Below are 14740 nucleotides of genomic sequence, written 5' to 3'. Positions count from 1 at the left end.
ATTAAAGGGTCAAAAGTTGATTCTTAATAAATTTTAATACAAGGTCTTTCGGTTTATTTTATTCCACAGTTTTAAAAGGATAAAACCCGTAATGGCCCCTCCCAGATGGGCGTAGTGTGCAATACCGTCTCCAGAGGCCTGGTAAACACCGCCAAATAAATCGATGGCAATTAAGCCCAGGATCGCCCATTTTGCCTTAATGGGAATGGGGATGAACATGATGTATAATTCGGTATTCGGAAAAAGCATGGCAAAAGCTACCAGAACGCCCATTACGGCTCCCGATGCCCCAACAGCAATACTGCCCTGGCCGGAATAATATTGTACGGCTAAATGAAGGATGGCGGCGCCAATACCGCATATAAAATAAAAAATCAGGAATCTTTTGGTGCCCCATACGTTTTCCAGGATACGGCCAAACATCCATAAAGTGAACATATTGAATAATATATGAAAATACATTTGAGATCCTTCTGCGGCGTGGGCAAACATATGGGTGATCAACTGCAGGGGCTTAAACCCGTCACCAATGGGCCATAGGGCCAGTTTGGCCGTAAGATAGCCGATGGGCTCACCGGTGGTTAGCACCGGCGGGAACCGGTGGTCAAAATATAACTGCGCCAGCCATATAACCACATTAATGGATATAAGGTATTTTATAGCGGGGGGAAATTTTTCGGGTCTTGTATAGTATTGACTCATAAATGAAATTAAGTTAAACCGTCGGTTGGGTTTTAATGGCCTCCTCCCGGAGTTTTAGCTGCACCACGTTCTCTATATGCAGCGTGTGGGGGAACATATCCACGGGCTGCACTTTTGTAACCTGGTATTTCTCATCCAGCAAAGCCAGGTCCCTGGCCTGTGTTGCAGGGTTACAGCTTACATAAACCACCGTTGGCGCGGCCATTTCATTGATCTTGCGTACCAGCTTTTCGTGCATCCCGGCCCGCGGCGGGTCGGTTACTATAACGTCCGGGCGGCCATGTTGTTCAAAAAAAGCATCATTACAAATGTCAATTACATCGCCGGCGTAAAAATGCGTTTTCTCCAGGCTGTTAAGTGCCGCATTTTCTTTTGCATCTTCAATAGCTGCGTCAATCATTTCCACGCCGATGATGGTACCCGCCTGTTTACTGCAGAAAATACCGATGCTTCCCGTACCGCAATACAGGTCATACAGTGTTTCACTGCCCGAAAGTTCGGCAAAATCCCGGGTTACCCGGTACAATTGCTCCGCCTGGCGGGTATTGGTTTGGAAGAATGATTTGGGCCCTATTTTAAAAGAGTAGTCCTCCAGCTTTTCCACCACGTAGCCTTTTCCTTTGTAAGCGATGGGGTCCAGGTCGTGCAGACTGTCGTTTCTTTTGGTATTGATGGTGTATAAAAGCGTAGTGATCTGCGGGAATTGTTTCAGCAGGTGCTCCAATAAGCCCAGTCTTTTTTCTTCGTCGTCTTCGCCCAACACTACATTCACCATAAGTTCGCCTGTTTCACAAAGGCGGAGCTGCAGGGTCCTCAAAAAACCGGTATGCTGGCGCAGATCGTAAAAACTGTAATCGTGCACTTTAGCAAAATCTTTTATCGCCAGGCGGATGGCATTGGTTGGTTCCTGTTGCAGGTAGCAGGTCTGTAGGTCCACGATCTTATCCCAGAATCCCTTTGCATGAAAACCCGCAACCGGCTGCCGGCCGAATTCATAGGGATTAACTCCCTGCTCTTTTAACTGGTTGAATTGCTCTTTCGGCAGGAATAATTCCGTACCAAAAGTATATTCGATCTTGTTGCGATACCCTTTATCAGCCGCGGCGCCCAGGATTGGCGGAATTTCCGGCAAGGCTATTTTCCCGATACGTTGCAGGTTATCTTTTACCTGCTGATGTTTGTATTGCAGTTGTTTTTGGTAAGGCAGCATTTGCCACTGGCAGCCGCCGCAAACACCAAAATGAGAACAAAAGGGCGTCAACCGTTCTTTCGAATAGGCTTTAAAAGCGATGGGAACTCCTTCTGCCCAGTCCTTTTTATTTTTTCCCAGCCGCACGTCCACCACATCGCCGGGCACTACCTGTTCCACAAAAACCACTTTTCCATCCACGCGGGCAATCGATTTCCCTTCCGCCGCATAATCCTCAATCAGGATATTTTCAAGAATAATATTTTGCTTCTTCTTACGAGCCATTACCAATGTTTGATGTTTGATGTTTGATGTTTGATGTTGGTCCAACATCAAACATTAAACGTCAAACCAGAAATCTTAAAATACTTCCTTTACCACGTTGGCCACGATCTGCGGCCGTCCCAGTGTATAATAATGCAATACCGGAACACCATTTTTCTTCAGGTCTTTTGATTGCATTAACAACCACTCCTCGCCTACTTTTTCAACATCTTCGTTGGTTTTACATTTCATCATTTCCTTTGAAAGATCTGTTGGCAGGTCGATATGAAAGGTTTTGGGGAGTATATTCAGTTGTTTTATGCTGTAAACCGGCTTTAACCCCGGGATGATCGGAACGGTGATCCCCGCGTTCCGGCAGGCCGCTACGAACGCATAATATTTGGCATTGTCAAAAAACATCTGCGTTACAATATAATCAGCGCCGGCGGCTACTTTTTCTTTCAGATAATTTAAGTCGGTTTCCATATTGGGCGCTTCAAAATGTTTTTCGGGGTATCCGGCCACGCCAATACAGAAGTCCGTTTTCCGGCTGCTTTTCAGATCTTCTTCCAGGTAAATGCCATTGTTCAGGCCTACTACCTGTTTTAATAACTCGTTGGCATATTTATGACCGTCCGGCTGGGGAATAAAGGCTGTTTCACTCTTAGCTGCATCCCCGCGCAATACCAGCACATTGTCGATGCCCAGGTAATTTAAATTGATAAGGGCATCTTCTGTTTCATTAATGCTGAATCCCCCGCAAATCAGATGCGGAACAGTATCCACATTGTATTTATTCATAATGGCGGCGCAGATACTTTCCGTGCCGGGACGTTTGCGCACTTCTACCTTTTTAAAACTTCCGTCAGGGTTCCTTTTAAAAATATGCTCGCTGCGATGATAGGTAACGTTTATAAACGCCGGCTTAAACCCCATCAACGGGTCCAGGTGATCATACAGGGCTTCAATTCCTTTACCCTTCAGCGGGGGCAGGATCTCAAATGAAACCAGGGTATCCTTTGCATTCTTTATATGGTCTATAACCTTCATAGGCTGCAAAACTAACGGAAAGAGCGCACTAATCTTGTTTCTGGTTACAGGTTCCGGGTTTCAGGTTCGCACTGCTTTGATATTTAACGAAACCCGGAACTGAATAATGTGGAAGCTTTCTTACTTTTGCGCAACATGCTTTTAAAGATACATACAAAGGACCTGGTAAAACGGTATGGCGAGCGTACCGTGGTGAATCATGTTTCGTTTGAAGTGAACCAGGGGGAAATTGTGGGGTTGCTGGGTCCTAACGGAGCGGGGAAGACCACTTCTTTCTACCAGGTAGTAGGCCTGATAAAGCCCGATGAAGGAAATGTATTTTTAAATGATGAGGATATTACCAAGCTGCCGATGTACAAGCGGGCACAAATGGGCATCGGTTACCTGCCGCAGGAGGCCTCTGTTTTCCGGAAACTGAGCGTGGAGGATAATATCGCAGCGGTGCTCGAAATGACCAAACTTTCGAAAGGGGAGCAAAAGGAAAAACTGGAATTGCTGCTGCGGGAGTTCCGCCTGGGACATGTGCGTAAAAGCAACGGGGATGTATTGAGCGGTGGTGAGCGACGCAGAACGGAGATTGCCCGGGCGCTGGCGGTGGACCCTAAATTTATTTTACTGGATGAGCCTTTTGCCGGCATCGACCCTATTGCAGTGGAAGACATTCAGAGTATCGTAGCCCGGTTGAAATATAAAAATATCGGCATCCTGATCACCGACCATAACGTAAACGAGACGCTTTCGATCTGTGACCGCGCTTACCTGCTGATCGACGGAAAGATCTTCGAAAGAGGAACCGCAGAGGAACTGGCGGCAAATGAGCAGGTGCGCCGGCTATACCTGGGACGCAATTTCGAATTGAAACGAAAGGATTATCTGCACGAAGAGGCGCAACAGCACTCTGAGGGGGAACAGGAACTACAATCAGAAAATTAAAACTCCTGCGGAAATCGCGGGGAGACTAAAGAACTTTTTAGGCCGGCGGGGCGGATGAGACGGCAACTCTTAGGCGAGCGATAGAAAAACAAAACCTTCCCCGACTTTCCGGATTCCGGCCAATCATTAATTCCCGGTTTTTGAGGTAATTCCGCCGCGGACCTCTTTATTGGATAGCTTATGATTCCCCGGATGCTTCCTCTGCAGGTTCTTCCAGTTTATTATCTTTCGAAAATTTATTGCGATGTTCGGTGAACTTGCCAATAATCTGATCGATCTCTGCGATAGCTTTATCTATATTTTCATGCACATCCGGAAGCGTCTGGTCGAGGAGCCCCACCCCCAGGTTTATATTTTCCGCTTCGATCTGCGCTATTTTTTTCAGCACCGAAGTTTCACTGTTTTTAAGATCATCCAGTTCTCTTAAAATTTTGTCCATACCATCCAGCTTTTCTCTTTTATCCATAGTATTGTTTTTTAAAACTTTTTCAAATTTTCTGCAGGTCCGGCGAACCGTTCCGTTTGTGTTAAGTCAGTTGATAAATAAATTCTTCTGTTTCCTCTTGTCGGGCATTGGCAAATCCTTTGTCGGTGCCTATTTTGTCAAAACCACATTTTTCTAACACTTTCTGTGAGCCAAAATTATCAAATGCTACCCGCCCCCAAATTGGTCTTACCGTTTCAATAGTAAGAAAAGTTTTGAGCGCCTGTGTTGCAATACCTTTTCCCCAAAAATTTCTGTCAATCCAATAGGTAATTTCTGTGTCGCCTTGTATAATAAACTTGGCAATACTTCCCACAATCTTATTGTCAAGGATGATTGTTTGATTGTTTACCGTTGGGTCGCCCAGCAATTTTGTATATTTTTCTATGTAAGCCTTTTTGTCTGTCGGGTCTTTAGGCATAAATGCAGCCATGTATCCCCCTTCTTTGTCAGTTTGAAATTGAAACAAAGTGTCCAGATCAACAATTTCCGTTGGTCTGAGTTTTATGTCGAATTTATTGTTTGTCATTATCGTATCGTCTATCAGCACTTATTGTCTGTTTTCAGGTCACTAAAATGCCCTTTACTTTTAACAAGTAACGCTCCGGGCGAAAAAGACACAAAGACCATGCGGGAACATCGTTTTCTGCGGTTTTTAACAGAAAAGCTGTAAAAACTCGTTATTCGTCCAAAAACAGATCGTTGTATAATTTTCCGCCTGGAACAACCGCATACCGGCTAAAATCGGTAATACCCTCAGACTTTAGCACTTCTTCATCAATAAAACAATTACCGGTGCAGGTTTGCGGTGGTTTTTGCAGGATATAAAAAGCGGCGTCGGCCACAATTTCCGGGGTGCGGCTCATATTGGCAAGGGCCGCTCCGCCCAACAGGTTGCGAACGGCGGCCGTGTCGATGGTGGTTCGGGGCCATAAGGCATTGGCGGCGATGGGTATATTTTTAAATTCAGCCGCCCAGCCCAGGGTCAGCAGGCTCATATTGTATTTGGACAAGGTATAGGCGATATGCGGCCCTAGCCATTTGGGATTGAGGTTGATGGGGGGCGATAGTGTAAGAATATGCGCAGCGGCCGATTCTTTTAAGTAAGGCAAGGCCGCCTGCACCATCAGGAAACTGCCCCGCACATTGATTTCCTGCATCAGGTTATACCGTTTTAAAGGGGTGGAAGCCGTATCGGTTAAGGAAATGGCGGATGCATTATTGATCACTATATCGATGCCGCCAAATGCTTTTTTTGCCTCCTCCATTACATGCCGGACCTGTTCTTCCTCTCTTACATCACAGGCGATCGGCAGCGCTTGGCCGCCCGCAACTTCCACTTCTTTTGCTGCGGAATAAATAGTGCCCCCTAGTTTTTCGTTTTCTGTGACCGATTTTGCGGCGATAACAATATTGGCTCCTTCGGAAGCCAGTTTCAAAGCAATGGCTTTTCCAATACCCCGCGTAGCGCCGGAAATAACGGCGGTTTTGTTTTTGAAGATCATAAGGGAAGTTACAAAATTGAAGCGAATATTTTATTTATCACCAGTCCCTCAGGTCTCATTATAGTTTGTGGGACAAAGGCGACCTTTAGGACCAGGATACTTGCTTTTTTAACTACAAGATTCCACTTCCACAGATGGCGGAAATTGCCATAAGTTTCTCACTGATTTTTTATTGAACGGGGGCTTTGACCGGTGCTCCTTTACGACCGGAAGTATCCGCCGGAAGAGGAACACCTTTTTGCGCCGTACTGTCGGCAGGCCCCGGCGCTCCTCCTTCCCTGAACATCCCCTGTCCATGCCCGTTTTTGAACGTGACGTTTTTAAGATCCTGCGTGGCTTCGAGCCCCTGGTCGCCTTGCAAATGCTCGTTGGCTGAATTGTATTTTGCAGGTTTATCGGTATAAAAAAGCTGTTTGTTTTGATCCCACCACAGGTCCTGGCAATACAGGGTATCGCCTTTTGCTGAAACAATCCGCACACTGTCCCGCAGGTAGATCTTGCTGATCGATTCCATGTATTTGCCATACTTGCTGTCCAGCTTGCTGTCCACTTTGGCACTATCGTTATAAAAGTCTACGTGCAGGGTTTGGGGGAATTCTGTATATACCGTATCTGCCTGAACCCTGAGCATCACTGGCGCCGTTAGTTTTGCTTTTACCTTGCCTCCCTGGGAAAGATAGCCCACTACTTTAATTGCCTTATCCGTCATTAAGGCTTTTCTGCTCAAAGCATTAATTTCTTCCTGCGAATTTTCACAGGAAAAAACGGATACCAGAGCAGCCAATACAGCTAAATATGTAAAAAATGATTTCAGCGTTTTATTCTCTTCGTGGTGCGAAGTTAACAGCAAATAAGCATAAGCAGGCAGGTGCCTCCTTCTTACATACTTCTCCGCTTTCCGAACCAGAGGTCTGTAAGAGAGAACCCAACAGTAACCCGGTACACATTTTCCTGCAAGGGGTTTTTACTGTTGCCGCGTTTGAAATACTCAAAGGCCAGGTTGATCATTGAAAACTGTCCCTGGGCCATTTGATTATAGTTGGCCAGCGGCAATCCTATTCCGGCTGAAACGCCATAAGTAGGCAACTGATTGCCATTATAAGTGATATAATCCGGGCCGGTATAGAAACCGATGCGGTAAGAGGCATGACTAAAATAATTCTTTTTACCGATGGGGCTGAACTCCGCACCCACTTTCAGTTTCCAGTTATTGGCCACTGCAGAGTCGGGAACACCATTTACCCTGAATTGCTGCCATTTGGAGCTGGTAAAATCTGCCCCGAATAACCAGCCGGACTCGGTTGCCGACTGCGGTTTTTGTAAAACAAACCCTACTGTGGTATTAGTGGGGTATACTATGCTTCCTTTTACACTTTTTTGAGAGTATGAAGTATCCGGCGCAGTGGAACTATAATTTACGGAGCTGGTGTTAATGTCCGAAGAAGTATTGATCGTTTGTTTCCAGTTGCCATAAGCGCCGAGCCCCAGGTATAGCTTCTTACCTATTTTGCCCATATACTGGATACCGGCATCCGCATATACCCTCCCTAGTCCCGTCCGGGTATCCCAGGTACCGGTTGCATAATAGGTAGAGTCGTTATACAAGCTTCTTGTAGTGGTATAATTCTGGGAACCGAACATATATCCCCCGTTTACCCCAAGGGAGATGTATTGATCTTTTCCTACCTTGAATTTTACACCGGTTCCTATTGAAGCCAGGTACAAACCGCCGTATCCCTGGTGGTTGGTGGTTGCGGAGTCGATCCGCTGGCCGGAGCCTTCGCTGTTAAGATTCTCTTTTTGCTCGATATCATAGCTGATGCGGTTCAGCGGCCTTAATCCAAAGGCAAGTCCCCAATTGCGCCGCAGGGGCACTCCTACCGAAACCCTGTTGAATAAAATATTAGTTGAAGTAAACCGGGCCTGTTTTAAATTATCGGTCATGGTCCGGCCCTGGCCTTCTAATCCGATATCCAGAACGACCCGTCCCTGGATCTGCTTTTTTGTACCAACCTCCGTTATAGATTGAAAAAAAGAATAAGAGGCCGGATTGGAGTAGTTTACGGTTGACGGGCTGTTATAAGCAGCAGAAACGCCCCCCATGCCCCTGTTGGTGGCACTGGATGAGGATATTTCATCCCCCAGCGCGTATCTTGAGTAAGGAGAGTTGTCCTGGGCAGAAGCCAGGAGGTTAAAACCTGTACAACAAATTGCTACTGCAAGACATTTACAGGTGGTTGCGTTCAATTTTCTAAGCGTTATTGACTTCACTAATAGCATATAGGCCTTTAAAAAGTAATTCAGGGTCGGCAAATATCCTGCTTTTCATGTGTGATGCCAAATGTTGTAAATCACCACCGGTTAATACCACGTTAAAGTTGTCGAATTTTTCGGCATAAGCCGTTATAAATCCGTCCAGTTCGTAGGCCATTCCAAGGATCACACCTGATAAAATATTGGTCTCCGTATCGTAACCGATCAGGGGCAGATCGGTCTTGGGCATGATCAGCGGCAGCTTTGCAGTATAATATTGCAAGGATTTTAGCCGCATTTCCAGCCCTGGTGAAATGGAGCCCCCCACCAGTTCTTTATACTTATTTACAAAATTTGTGGTAATGCAGGTTCCTAACCCGATTAATAAAAGATTTTTCCCGGGGTAAAAATGAACTCCCCCGGCAGCGATCGCCAGCCGGTCTGCCCCAATAGTTTCCGGTTTGCCAACAGGTGTAGTGATGGGCAGTTTCGATAAATGATTCAGCAGGTGAAACCGGGTGGTATCTTTTAAAATGGTTTCTATTTCAGGATTGTGATTGATCACCGAAGAAAGAATAGATCTTTTTGGCCGGTACGCTGCTATCAGCGACCGGATGGTTTCACAGGTATCATCCTGCAACACTAATGTTTTCACAATGGTATCCCCCTCAAAAACGGCTACTTTTTTGCGTGTATTGCCAAAATCAAAGCAAAGAGTGGATGACATAGTATGAAAATAAATTAAAGTTTGTTCAGATATTTTAAATTTAACCACATAGATACATAGAATTATGATAGCGGCAAAGGAAACATAAGAACACATTAATGTTATCCGCCCTTAAACGCCACCTGCAAGTGCCGGCTCAGGGAAAAAGCGACACACAAAATTATCCGGTACCGGGAATAAAACAAGTTTATTTAATATCAAAGCCACTAAGGTTCTTGAAATGGCCATTTGATTGAATTTTTGCCTTTAATTCCTCCATTTTTTCAAAAACAGGGATTATTTTTTCAAAATGACGCTTTAAATATTCCTGCCGCTGCCGCTCATGCGTTAATTGGAGCAATTCATATTCTTCATAAATGGTGAGGCCCGAATGGTGGGCAATATCATAGGTAGTGAGGGCATTGTCTGTCTTTTTAAAATCCTTTATTACCTGCAGGTAGCGGTGTAACCGGCGTAGCTGTGCCATCAGTTGCTCCATTATCCGGGCGTTACCCTGGAGGTTATTTTCGGGGTAGCTGACAATGGCTCCTGAGTATAATTTTTCCGGAATATCTTTTATAACTTCCAATATCCGGAAGAGCTCGCTGCCCCTTGTTTTGATGTCCATTTCTCCATTTTCATAGGTTTGAACAATTTCCTCTACAAATACCAAAGAACCAAAATCCTGCAGTTTGTTGTCCATTACAACGGGGATGCCAAAAGGCTTTTGTTGCGCCACAGATTCTATGATCAGTTGTTTATAGCGCGGCTCAAAAATATGCAGGTTTACCTGTTCCTGGGGGAAAACAACGATAGATAAGGGGAATATGGGGATGAAATTGGTCATGTCCAAAGGTAAAAAATATTAGGCCGTCCTGTCAATTCTTGACTATTTTAGCAGATATGATGTGGGAGTCGCTGTCAAAAGGTTTGGCCGAAGGCGCTACAAAAGCGATAGCAAGAGCTATCAGCCTGGTAGAGAATGAGGTAGCAGGGTATGACGCATTCCTGGCCGGTTTACAGGGGCAACAGCAACCGGTCATTGGTATTACCGGCCCGCCCGGGGCAGGGAAAAGCACCCTTACGGATGCATTGATCGGTTTGGCGGTGCGTGCCGGAAAAAAAGTTGCTGTTATCTGCGTGGACCCTTCTTCTCCTTTTCATTTGGGGGCCTTGCTGGGCGACCGCATCCGGCTTAGCCAATGGTATCTGGATGACCGGGTTTTTATCCGGTCACTCGCCAGCCGCGGCGCATTGGGCGGCCTGCATCCTAAAATTATGGAAATAACGGATCTGCTGAAGGCCGCACCGTTCGACTTGATCATTGTGGAAACGGTAGGCGTTGGGCAGAGCGAAGTGGATATTGCCGGCCTTGCTGATGTAACGGTGGTGGTTTTGGTACCGGAAGCCGGGGATGAAATACAAACCATGAAGGCCGGCTTAATGGAAGTGGCCGATATTTTTGTGGTGAATAAAAGCGACCGCCCGGGCGCGGATCTGTTTGCAAAAAACCTGCGGCAGTTGCTGGCACCGGCTTTTTCGATGGGGCATGCATCTATCCCGGTTATCGCCACCGTAGCCCATACGATGAAGGGAGTAGAAGCGCTTTATACAGCTATTGAGAAAGCAGCAGCGGGTAACCAAATAAGAGACAGGAAAACCTGGCTGCTGACGGAAAAAGCCTGGCAGTTGATCCAGAAAAAGCGCATGGCTGATATTGATAAAACGCAGCTTGCGGCTGCCCTTGCAGTTCAAAGCGAGGAACCGTCGTTCAATTTGTATAAATTTATTCAGGACTTATAAAACCAGCCGTACCAATGTTCCCTGGGGAAACTGAAGCCCACCAGTCGTTGCTTGTAAGTATTGTGCTGTGCACATACAATGGTGAAAAATATATTGCCGAACAGTTGAATTCTATTTGCAACCAGCGGTACCAAAACCTGGAGATCATTATTTGCGATGATGCTTCTACTGATGATACTATGTTGATACTGAGCCGGTTCTCAGAAAAAGATCCACGCATCCGATTGGAAAAAAACGCTGAAAACCTGGGGTTTGCAAAAAATTTCAACAGCGCCGTAAGCAGGGCTACCGGCGCAATTGTGGGATTTGCGGATCAGGACGATGTCTGGCATCCGGACAAGATTGCGACGCTGTTGGCCAACTGGCCGCCGGGAAGTCCGCTGATCTATTGCAATTCGGTGCGGTTTTTTAATGAAGGGGAAAAGGACTGGAACCGGAAGGGGAACCGGAGCTACCGGCGTTTTGAGGGAACGGACCTGAGGAAGATCGCTATTTTTAATACTGTAAGCGGACACGCACTCTTGATGCGAAGGGAGTTGGTTGCAAGGGTTTTTCCGGTGCCGGAAGGACTGGTGTATGATTGGTATGGCGCTGCAGTAGCCGCCTGTTCGGGGGGTGTAAGCTATTGGCCGCAAACAATGGTGCTGCAACGGGTGCATGCAGCTAATACAACGGTAAATGGTGGCTTTGAATTCAGGCCCGGACAGCAGAATCATTCCTTTAAATGCCTTGTCGACCTGCATTTGAATGTTTTTCAGCAATTGCCGGGCGCTCATCAAAAATTTATGCAGCAATTATACGGACTGTGGCATGGGGCGCTTACGAAGCCGTTTAGCCGGCGGCTTTTTTTATTTATCGCCCGGCATCAAAAAATACTGCTTTGGAAGAAGAAAAAAATGGGCGGCCTGCTGTCCAGAATCAAGCATGCCTACCGGTTGGCAAAAAGATGAATAAATTTAATAGCCCATAGATGCCAGGGATTATTACAGAAGGGCATTGAATTCTGTGTATTCTGCGAAACCTGTAAGATTCACAAGTATTGATTCAGCCCCAAAAGCGCAAATTTGCTGCTGCCGCTGACCGCCGCACTCAAGAGTTCTTCATTGCGGCTTAAGGAGCCGCGCTCTTTTTCGGGATGATAAATGTGGTAGGCAATGGCGCCGTGCTTTAATGCATGTTTCTGCACCCCGCTGTTCAACAGTCGCACTACAATTTCATTGTCTTCCCTGCCCCAGCCGGTAAAGGCCTCGTTATAGCCATTAATATTGAGCAGGTCTTTTCTCCAAAAAGCCATATTACATCCGCGCAGGTAAAAAACGTCACTGGCGCGGTAGTTCTTAAACAGGCGGGTCAGGGGCCGGTAGCGGATGCTGTTCTTCCGGTTTTTGATGCCTTTATTAAAAAAAGAAATGTTTTTTTGCGGCTGGGCCAGCACTTTTTCCGAGAACGATTTGCCCAGTAACACCCGGCCGCCGGTTGCGAAAAATCCTGGCTCGCTGAAGGCGCAGTGATCGCTGATAAAGTTCCGGTGCAGTACCAGGTCTCCGTCGATCTGAACAATATAGTCAGATTGCGCTGCAGCAATGGCCTTGTTGCGGATGCGCGCCAGTTGGAACCCCTCATCCGGCTGCCAGATATGGAGCAGCGGTACGGGAAACAGCGCCCGGTAGGTTTCGATAAGTGCGGCCGTTTGCGGGGTAGATCCGTCATCTGCGATGATCACTTCATCCGGCAGTCTGCTTTGGCGTAAAACACTTTTGAGGCTGCATTCCAGCGCCTGCGGCCAGTTATACGTGGCAATAACCAGGGAAACTGTCAGTTTTTTTGATGGGTTCATATGCTTCGTTAAAGTTGTGCCATGCCATTGGTGCAGGCTATAATCAGTTGAGTACGTACGTTTTCCAATACCAAGCAATGGAGGGGTTCCTGTTCCTGCGACGCCGTTTTGTGGTGTAAATGATACTGAACGGCGGCCAGTTTTACTTTCTTTTTCCGGAGACCGGCATTTATAAAGCGCGCGGCCAGTTCCTCATCCTCGTGCCCCCAGCCTTCCATGGCGTTATTGTAGCCGTTTACACGGATAAAATCCTTTCTCCAAAACCCCATATTGCTGCCTTTAACCCGGAAGGAGTTTGTTTCTTTTTTAATGCCCAGTGGCAACAGCAGGGGCGACCGCAGGACATTATTGCGATGTTTTACGCCGGAGGAATAAAAATGAAAGGCGATTTTTTTTTGAGCTATAGCACGTTGGCTGGCCCCTGGCGTCAGCAGCCCGCGGGTGCCCCGCACAAAACAACCGGTTTCGGCTACCCGCGCATGGTCCATGATGAAATGCTTTTCCGGGATGGAATCGCCATCGATCTGAACAATATAATCCGCCTGAGCGGCTGCAATGGCTTTATTGCGGATGCGTGCCAGTTGAAAACCCTCATCCGGCTGCCAGATATGCTGTAGCGGTACGGGAAATTTATGCTGAAAAGAACGGATCAATTCTTTTGTTGCTGCTCCGGATCCGTCGTCGGCAATTAATACTTCGGCCGGCAGTTTTTTTTGCGCGGCTACTCCCAGCAATACCAATTCCAGGGCCTGTGGCCAGTTATAAGTGGATACGACAAGCGAGATATTATGAGGATCAGTCATAATGAAACAGGTACGGCGGCGCCTGATTTTGGTTTAATTATTGTACAAGATAGGTCAACTTTGCGGAATATTTAAAAAATTATTGCAAGATTTTATGGGAAAAAACGTCTGATGGTAGGAGTGCGAGGCAATATTAAAACCGGATTTAAACCAATTGAATAACTTGTTGGACATATCTTATTGCTTACGTACCAAGAAACTGCATCAAAAGTTCTCCATCCTGTTGCCCTCCTGGAATAATCTTGATTATTTAAAAGCCTGTATCGCAAGCATTTTATCTCATTCGGATTTTGAGCATCAAATTATTGTGCATGTAAATGACGGGGCGGATGGCACGCTTGATTGGGTAAAAGAGCAGCCCGGCATCGATTATACGCACAGCAAAGAAAATATTGGTGTTTGTTATGCCCTGAACGCCGCTGCCCGGCTGGCCTATACGGATTATATTTTATATATCAATGATGATATGTATGTGTGCCCGCAGTGGGATCAGCACCTTTGGAAGGCGGTGCAGGAAGTGGGGCACGATTATTTTTTTATTTCAGCAACGGCTATTGAACGGCGCCCGCAAAGCCGTTGCAGTATCGCAAAAGATTATGGCGCCGACCTGGAACATTTTCAAAAAGAAGCGCTTTTAAACGAGTTTAATACGCTGCCCATGAGCGATTGGATGGGCGCCACCTGGCCTCCGAATGTCGTGCACAAAAACATATGGGACCTGGTGGGAGGTTATAGTACCGAGTTTTCTCCGGGTATGTATTCGGACCCCGACTTTTCTATGAAGTTATGGAACACAGGGATCCGTTATTTCAGGGGCATAGCAGCCAGCAGGGTTTATCATTTCGGATCCCTGTCTGTTAAGCGGATAAAAAAAAATAAAGGGTATTACCAGTTTATCCGTAAATGGGGCCTTACGGCGGGCACTTTCTCCAGTTATTTTCTGAGAAGAGGCGCCGTGTATTCGGGGCCGGCAACAACGCCCCGTCTTTCTGTTTTATTAAAATTGAAATCTCTTTTTAAAGCGCTGGTGGCAGTGTTTAAATGACGCCAGTTCGATAAAAGCAAGAAATAAAACCACATAGGCATATAGGGTAAACCATTTATTCTCAAAATATTATAGGGGCACAAAAGATTGAAGCGAAGCTTCAATCTACACTATCTAAACTTCCTGCAGCCCTTTGAATCTATGTGGTTAAAGATTAATATTAAGT

The 14740-nt window shown here is 46.3% G+C and carries 16 protein-coding genes; 4 read left to right on the top strand and 12 right to left on the bottom strand.

Going from position 1 to position 14740, the window contains the following annotated elements; translation table 11 throughout:
* Positions 1-33: 33 nt before the first annotated feature.
* The 3 genes from NIASO_RS13845 to metF all read right to left on the bottom strand — a co-directional run bounded on the left by NIASO_RS13845 (position 34) and on the right by metF (position 3205).
* Entirely contained in the window at positions 34-702 is a 669-nt protein-coding gene (locus tag NIASO_RS13845; protein ID WP_008586774.1) for a rhomboid family intramembrane serine protease, read from the bottom strand.
* 13 nt (positions 703-715) lie between these two features.
* A complete protein-coding gene (gene rlmD, locus NIASO_RS13840) occupies positions 716-2176 on the bottom strand; it encodes a 23S rRNA (uracil(1939)-C(5))-methyltransferase RlmD (protein ID WP_025298985.1) in 1461 nt (486 codons plus the stop codon).
* Positions 2177-2251: 75 nt separating this feature from the next.
* The gene (metF, locus tag NIASO_RS13835; protein WP_008586769.1) at positions 2252-3205 is read right to left on the bottom strand and encodes a methylenetetrahydrofolate reductase [NAD(P)H]; all 954 of its coding nucleotides are present in this window, start codon (positions 3203-3205) and stop codon (positions 2252-2254) included.
* A gap of 135 nt (positions 3206-3340) precedes the next feature.
* On the opposite strand from metF, the gene lptB reads away from it, so the two are divergent.
* Positions 3341-4138 carry an LPS export ABC transporter ATP-binding protein gene (lptB, locus tag NIASO_RS13830; RefSeq protein WP_008586767.1) on the top strand — a complete coding sequence of 266 codons (798 nt, stop codon included), beginning with the start codon at positions 3341-3343 and terminating at the stop codon, positions 4136-4138.
* Positions 4139-4316: 178 nt separating this feature from the next.
* Here lptB and NIASO_RS13825 read toward each other — a convergent pair whose 3' ends face one another.
* From NIASO_RS13825 to NIASO_RS13795, 7 genes are all read right to left on the bottom strand, one after another.
* The gene (locus NIASO_RS13825; protein WP_008586765.1) at positions 4317-4604 is read right to left on the bottom strand and encodes a hypothetical protein; all 288 of its coding nucleotides are present in this window, start codon (positions 4602-4604) and stop codon (positions 4317-4319) included.
* Between the two features lie 61 nt (positions 4605-4665).
* Positions 4666-5151, bottom strand: a complete 486-nt coding sequence (locus tag NIASO_RS13820; protein WP_044046326.1) for a GNAT family N-acetyltransferase — start codon at positions 5149-5151, stop codon at positions 4666-4668.
* A 151-nt stretch (positions 5152-5302) separates the two neighbouring features.
* A complete protein-coding gene (locus NIASO_RS13815) occupies positions 5303-6127 on the bottom strand; it encodes an SDR family oxidoreductase (protein ID WP_008586761.1) in 825 nt (274 codons plus the stop codon).
* Positions 6128-6296: 169 nt separating this feature from the next.
* On the bottom strand, positions 6297-6911 hold the full coding sequence (gene lptC, locus NIASO_RS13810) for an LPS export ABC transporter periplasmic protein LptC (RefSeq protein ID WP_052356537.1): 615 nt from the start codon (positions 6909-6911) through the stop codon (positions 6297-6299).
* Between the two features lie 95 nt (positions 6912-7006).
* Positions 7007-8407, bottom strand: a complete 1401-nt coding sequence (locus NIASO_RS13805; protein WP_008586758.1) for a hypothetical protein — start codon at positions 8405-8407, stop codon at positions 7007-7009.
* The gene (locus NIASO_RS13800) at positions 8379-9107 is read right to left on the bottom strand and encodes a type III pantothenate kinase (RefSeq protein WP_008586756.1); all 729 of its coding nucleotides are present in this window, start codon (positions 9105-9107) and stop codon (positions 8379-8381) included. Before NIASO_RS13800 ends, NIASO_RS13805 begins: the two co-directional genes overlap by 29 nt.
* A gap of 187 nt (positions 9108-9294) precedes the next feature.
* Positions 9295-9933, bottom strand: a complete 639-nt coding sequence (locus NIASO_RS13795; protein ID WP_008586753.1) for an LON peptidase substrate-binding domain-containing protein — start codon at positions 9931-9933, stop codon at positions 9295-9297.
* A gap of 38 nt (positions 9934-9971) precedes the next feature.
* On the opposite strand from NIASO_RS13795, the gene meaB reads away from it, so the two are divergent.
* Positions 9972-10889: a methylmalonyl Co-A mutase-associated GTPase MeaB gene (gene meaB / locus NIASO_RS13790; RefSeq protein WP_245605187.1), complete on the top strand. Its 918-nt coding sequence runs from the start codon at positions 9972-9974 to the stop codon at positions 10887-10889.
* Positions 10890-10903: 14 nt separating this feature from the next.
* On the top strand, positions 10904-11839 hold the full coding sequence (locus NIASO_RS19730; protein WP_008586749.1) for a glycosyltransferase: 936 nt from the start codon (positions 10904-10906) through the stop codon (positions 11837-11839).
* An 80-nt stretch (positions 11840-11919) separates the two neighbouring features.
* Here the strand turns inward: NIASO_RS19730 and NIASO_RS13780 are convergent, their stop codons facing one another.
* Positions 11920-12726, bottom strand: a complete 807-nt coding sequence (locus NIASO_RS13780; protein ID WP_008586748.1) for a glycosyltransferase family 2 protein — start codon at positions 12724-12726, stop codon at positions 11920-11922.
* 8 nt (positions 12727-12734) lie between these two features.
* Positions 12735-13529: a glycosyltransferase family 2 protein gene (locus NIASO_RS13775; RefSeq protein WP_008586746.1), complete on the bottom strand. Its 795-nt coding sequence runs from the start codon at positions 13527-13529 to the stop codon at positions 12735-12737.
* Positions 13530-13683: 154 nt separating this feature from the next.
* On the opposite strand from NIASO_RS13775, the gene NIASO_RS13770 reads away from it, so the two are divergent.
* Positions 13684-14574, top strand: coding sequence for a glycosyltransferase family 2 protein (locus NIASO_RS13770; protein WP_211139857.1), 891 nt, complete (start codon positions 13684-13686; stop codon positions 14572-14574).
* Positions 14575-14740 lie beyond the last annotated feature (166 nt).

This window comes from Niabella soli DSM 19437 (assembly GCF_000243115.2).
In the GTDB taxonomy this organism is placed as follows: Bacteria; Bacteroidota; Bacteroidia; order Chitinophagales; family Chitinophagaceae; genus Niabella; species Niabella soli.
This window is presented reverse-complemented; position numbering and strand designations above follow the sequence as displayed.

Excerpts from the sequence above, each read along its gene's own strand:
- metF (WP_008586769.1), bottom strand. The coding sequence starts at position 3,205 with ATGAAGGTTATAGACCATATAAAGAATGCAAAGGATACCCTGGTTTCA.
- lptB (WP_008586767.1), top strand. The coding sequence starts at position 3,341 with ATGCTTTTAAAGATACATACAAAGGACCTGGTAAAACGGTATGGCGAG.
- NIASO_RS13795 (WP_008586753.1), bottom strand. The coding sequence starts at position 9,933 with ATGACCAATTTCATCCCCATATTCCCCTTATCTATCGTTGTTTTCCCC.
- NIASO_RS13815 (WP_008586761.1), bottom strand. The coding sequence starts at position 6,127 with ATGATCTTCAAAAACAAAACCGCCGTTATTTCCGGCGCTACGCGGGGT.
- NIASO_RS13820 (WP_044046326.1), bottom strand. The coding sequence starts at position 5,151 with ATGACAAACAATAAATTCGACATAAAACTCAGACCAACGGAAATTGTT.
- NIASO_RS13805 (WP_008586758.1), bottom strand. The coding sequence starts at position 8,407 with ATGCTATTAGTGAAGTCAATAACGCTTAGAAAATTGAACGCAACCACC.
- rlmD (WP_025298985.1), bottom strand. The coding sequence starts at position 2,176 with ATGGCTCGTAAGAAGAAGCAAAATATTATTCTTGAAAATATCCTGATT.
- NIASO_RS13800 (WP_008586756.1), bottom strand. The coding sequence starts at position 9,107 with ATGTCATCCACTCTTTGCTTTGATTTTGGCAATACACGCAAAAAAGTA.
- NIASO_RS13780 (WP_008586748.1), bottom strand. The coding sequence starts at position 12,726 with ATGAACCCATCAAAAAAACTGACAGTTTCCCTGGTTATTGCCACGTAT.
- NIASO_RS19730 (WP_008586749.1), top strand. The coding sequence starts at position 10,904 with ATGTTCCCTGGGGAAACTGAAGCCCACCAGTCGTTGCTTGTAAGTATT.
- NIASO_RS13825 (WP_008586765.1), bottom strand. The coding sequence starts at position 4,604 with ATGGATAAAAGAGAAAAGCTGGATGGTATGGACAAAATTTTAAGAGAA.
- NIASO_RS13845 (WP_008586774.1), bottom strand. The coding sequence starts at position 702 with ATGAGTCAATACTATACAAGACCCGAAAAATTTCCCCCCGCTATAAAA.
- NIASO_RS13775 (WP_008586746.1), bottom strand. The coding sequence starts at position 13,529 with ATGACTGATCCTCATAATATCTCGCTTGTCGTATCCACTTATAACTGG.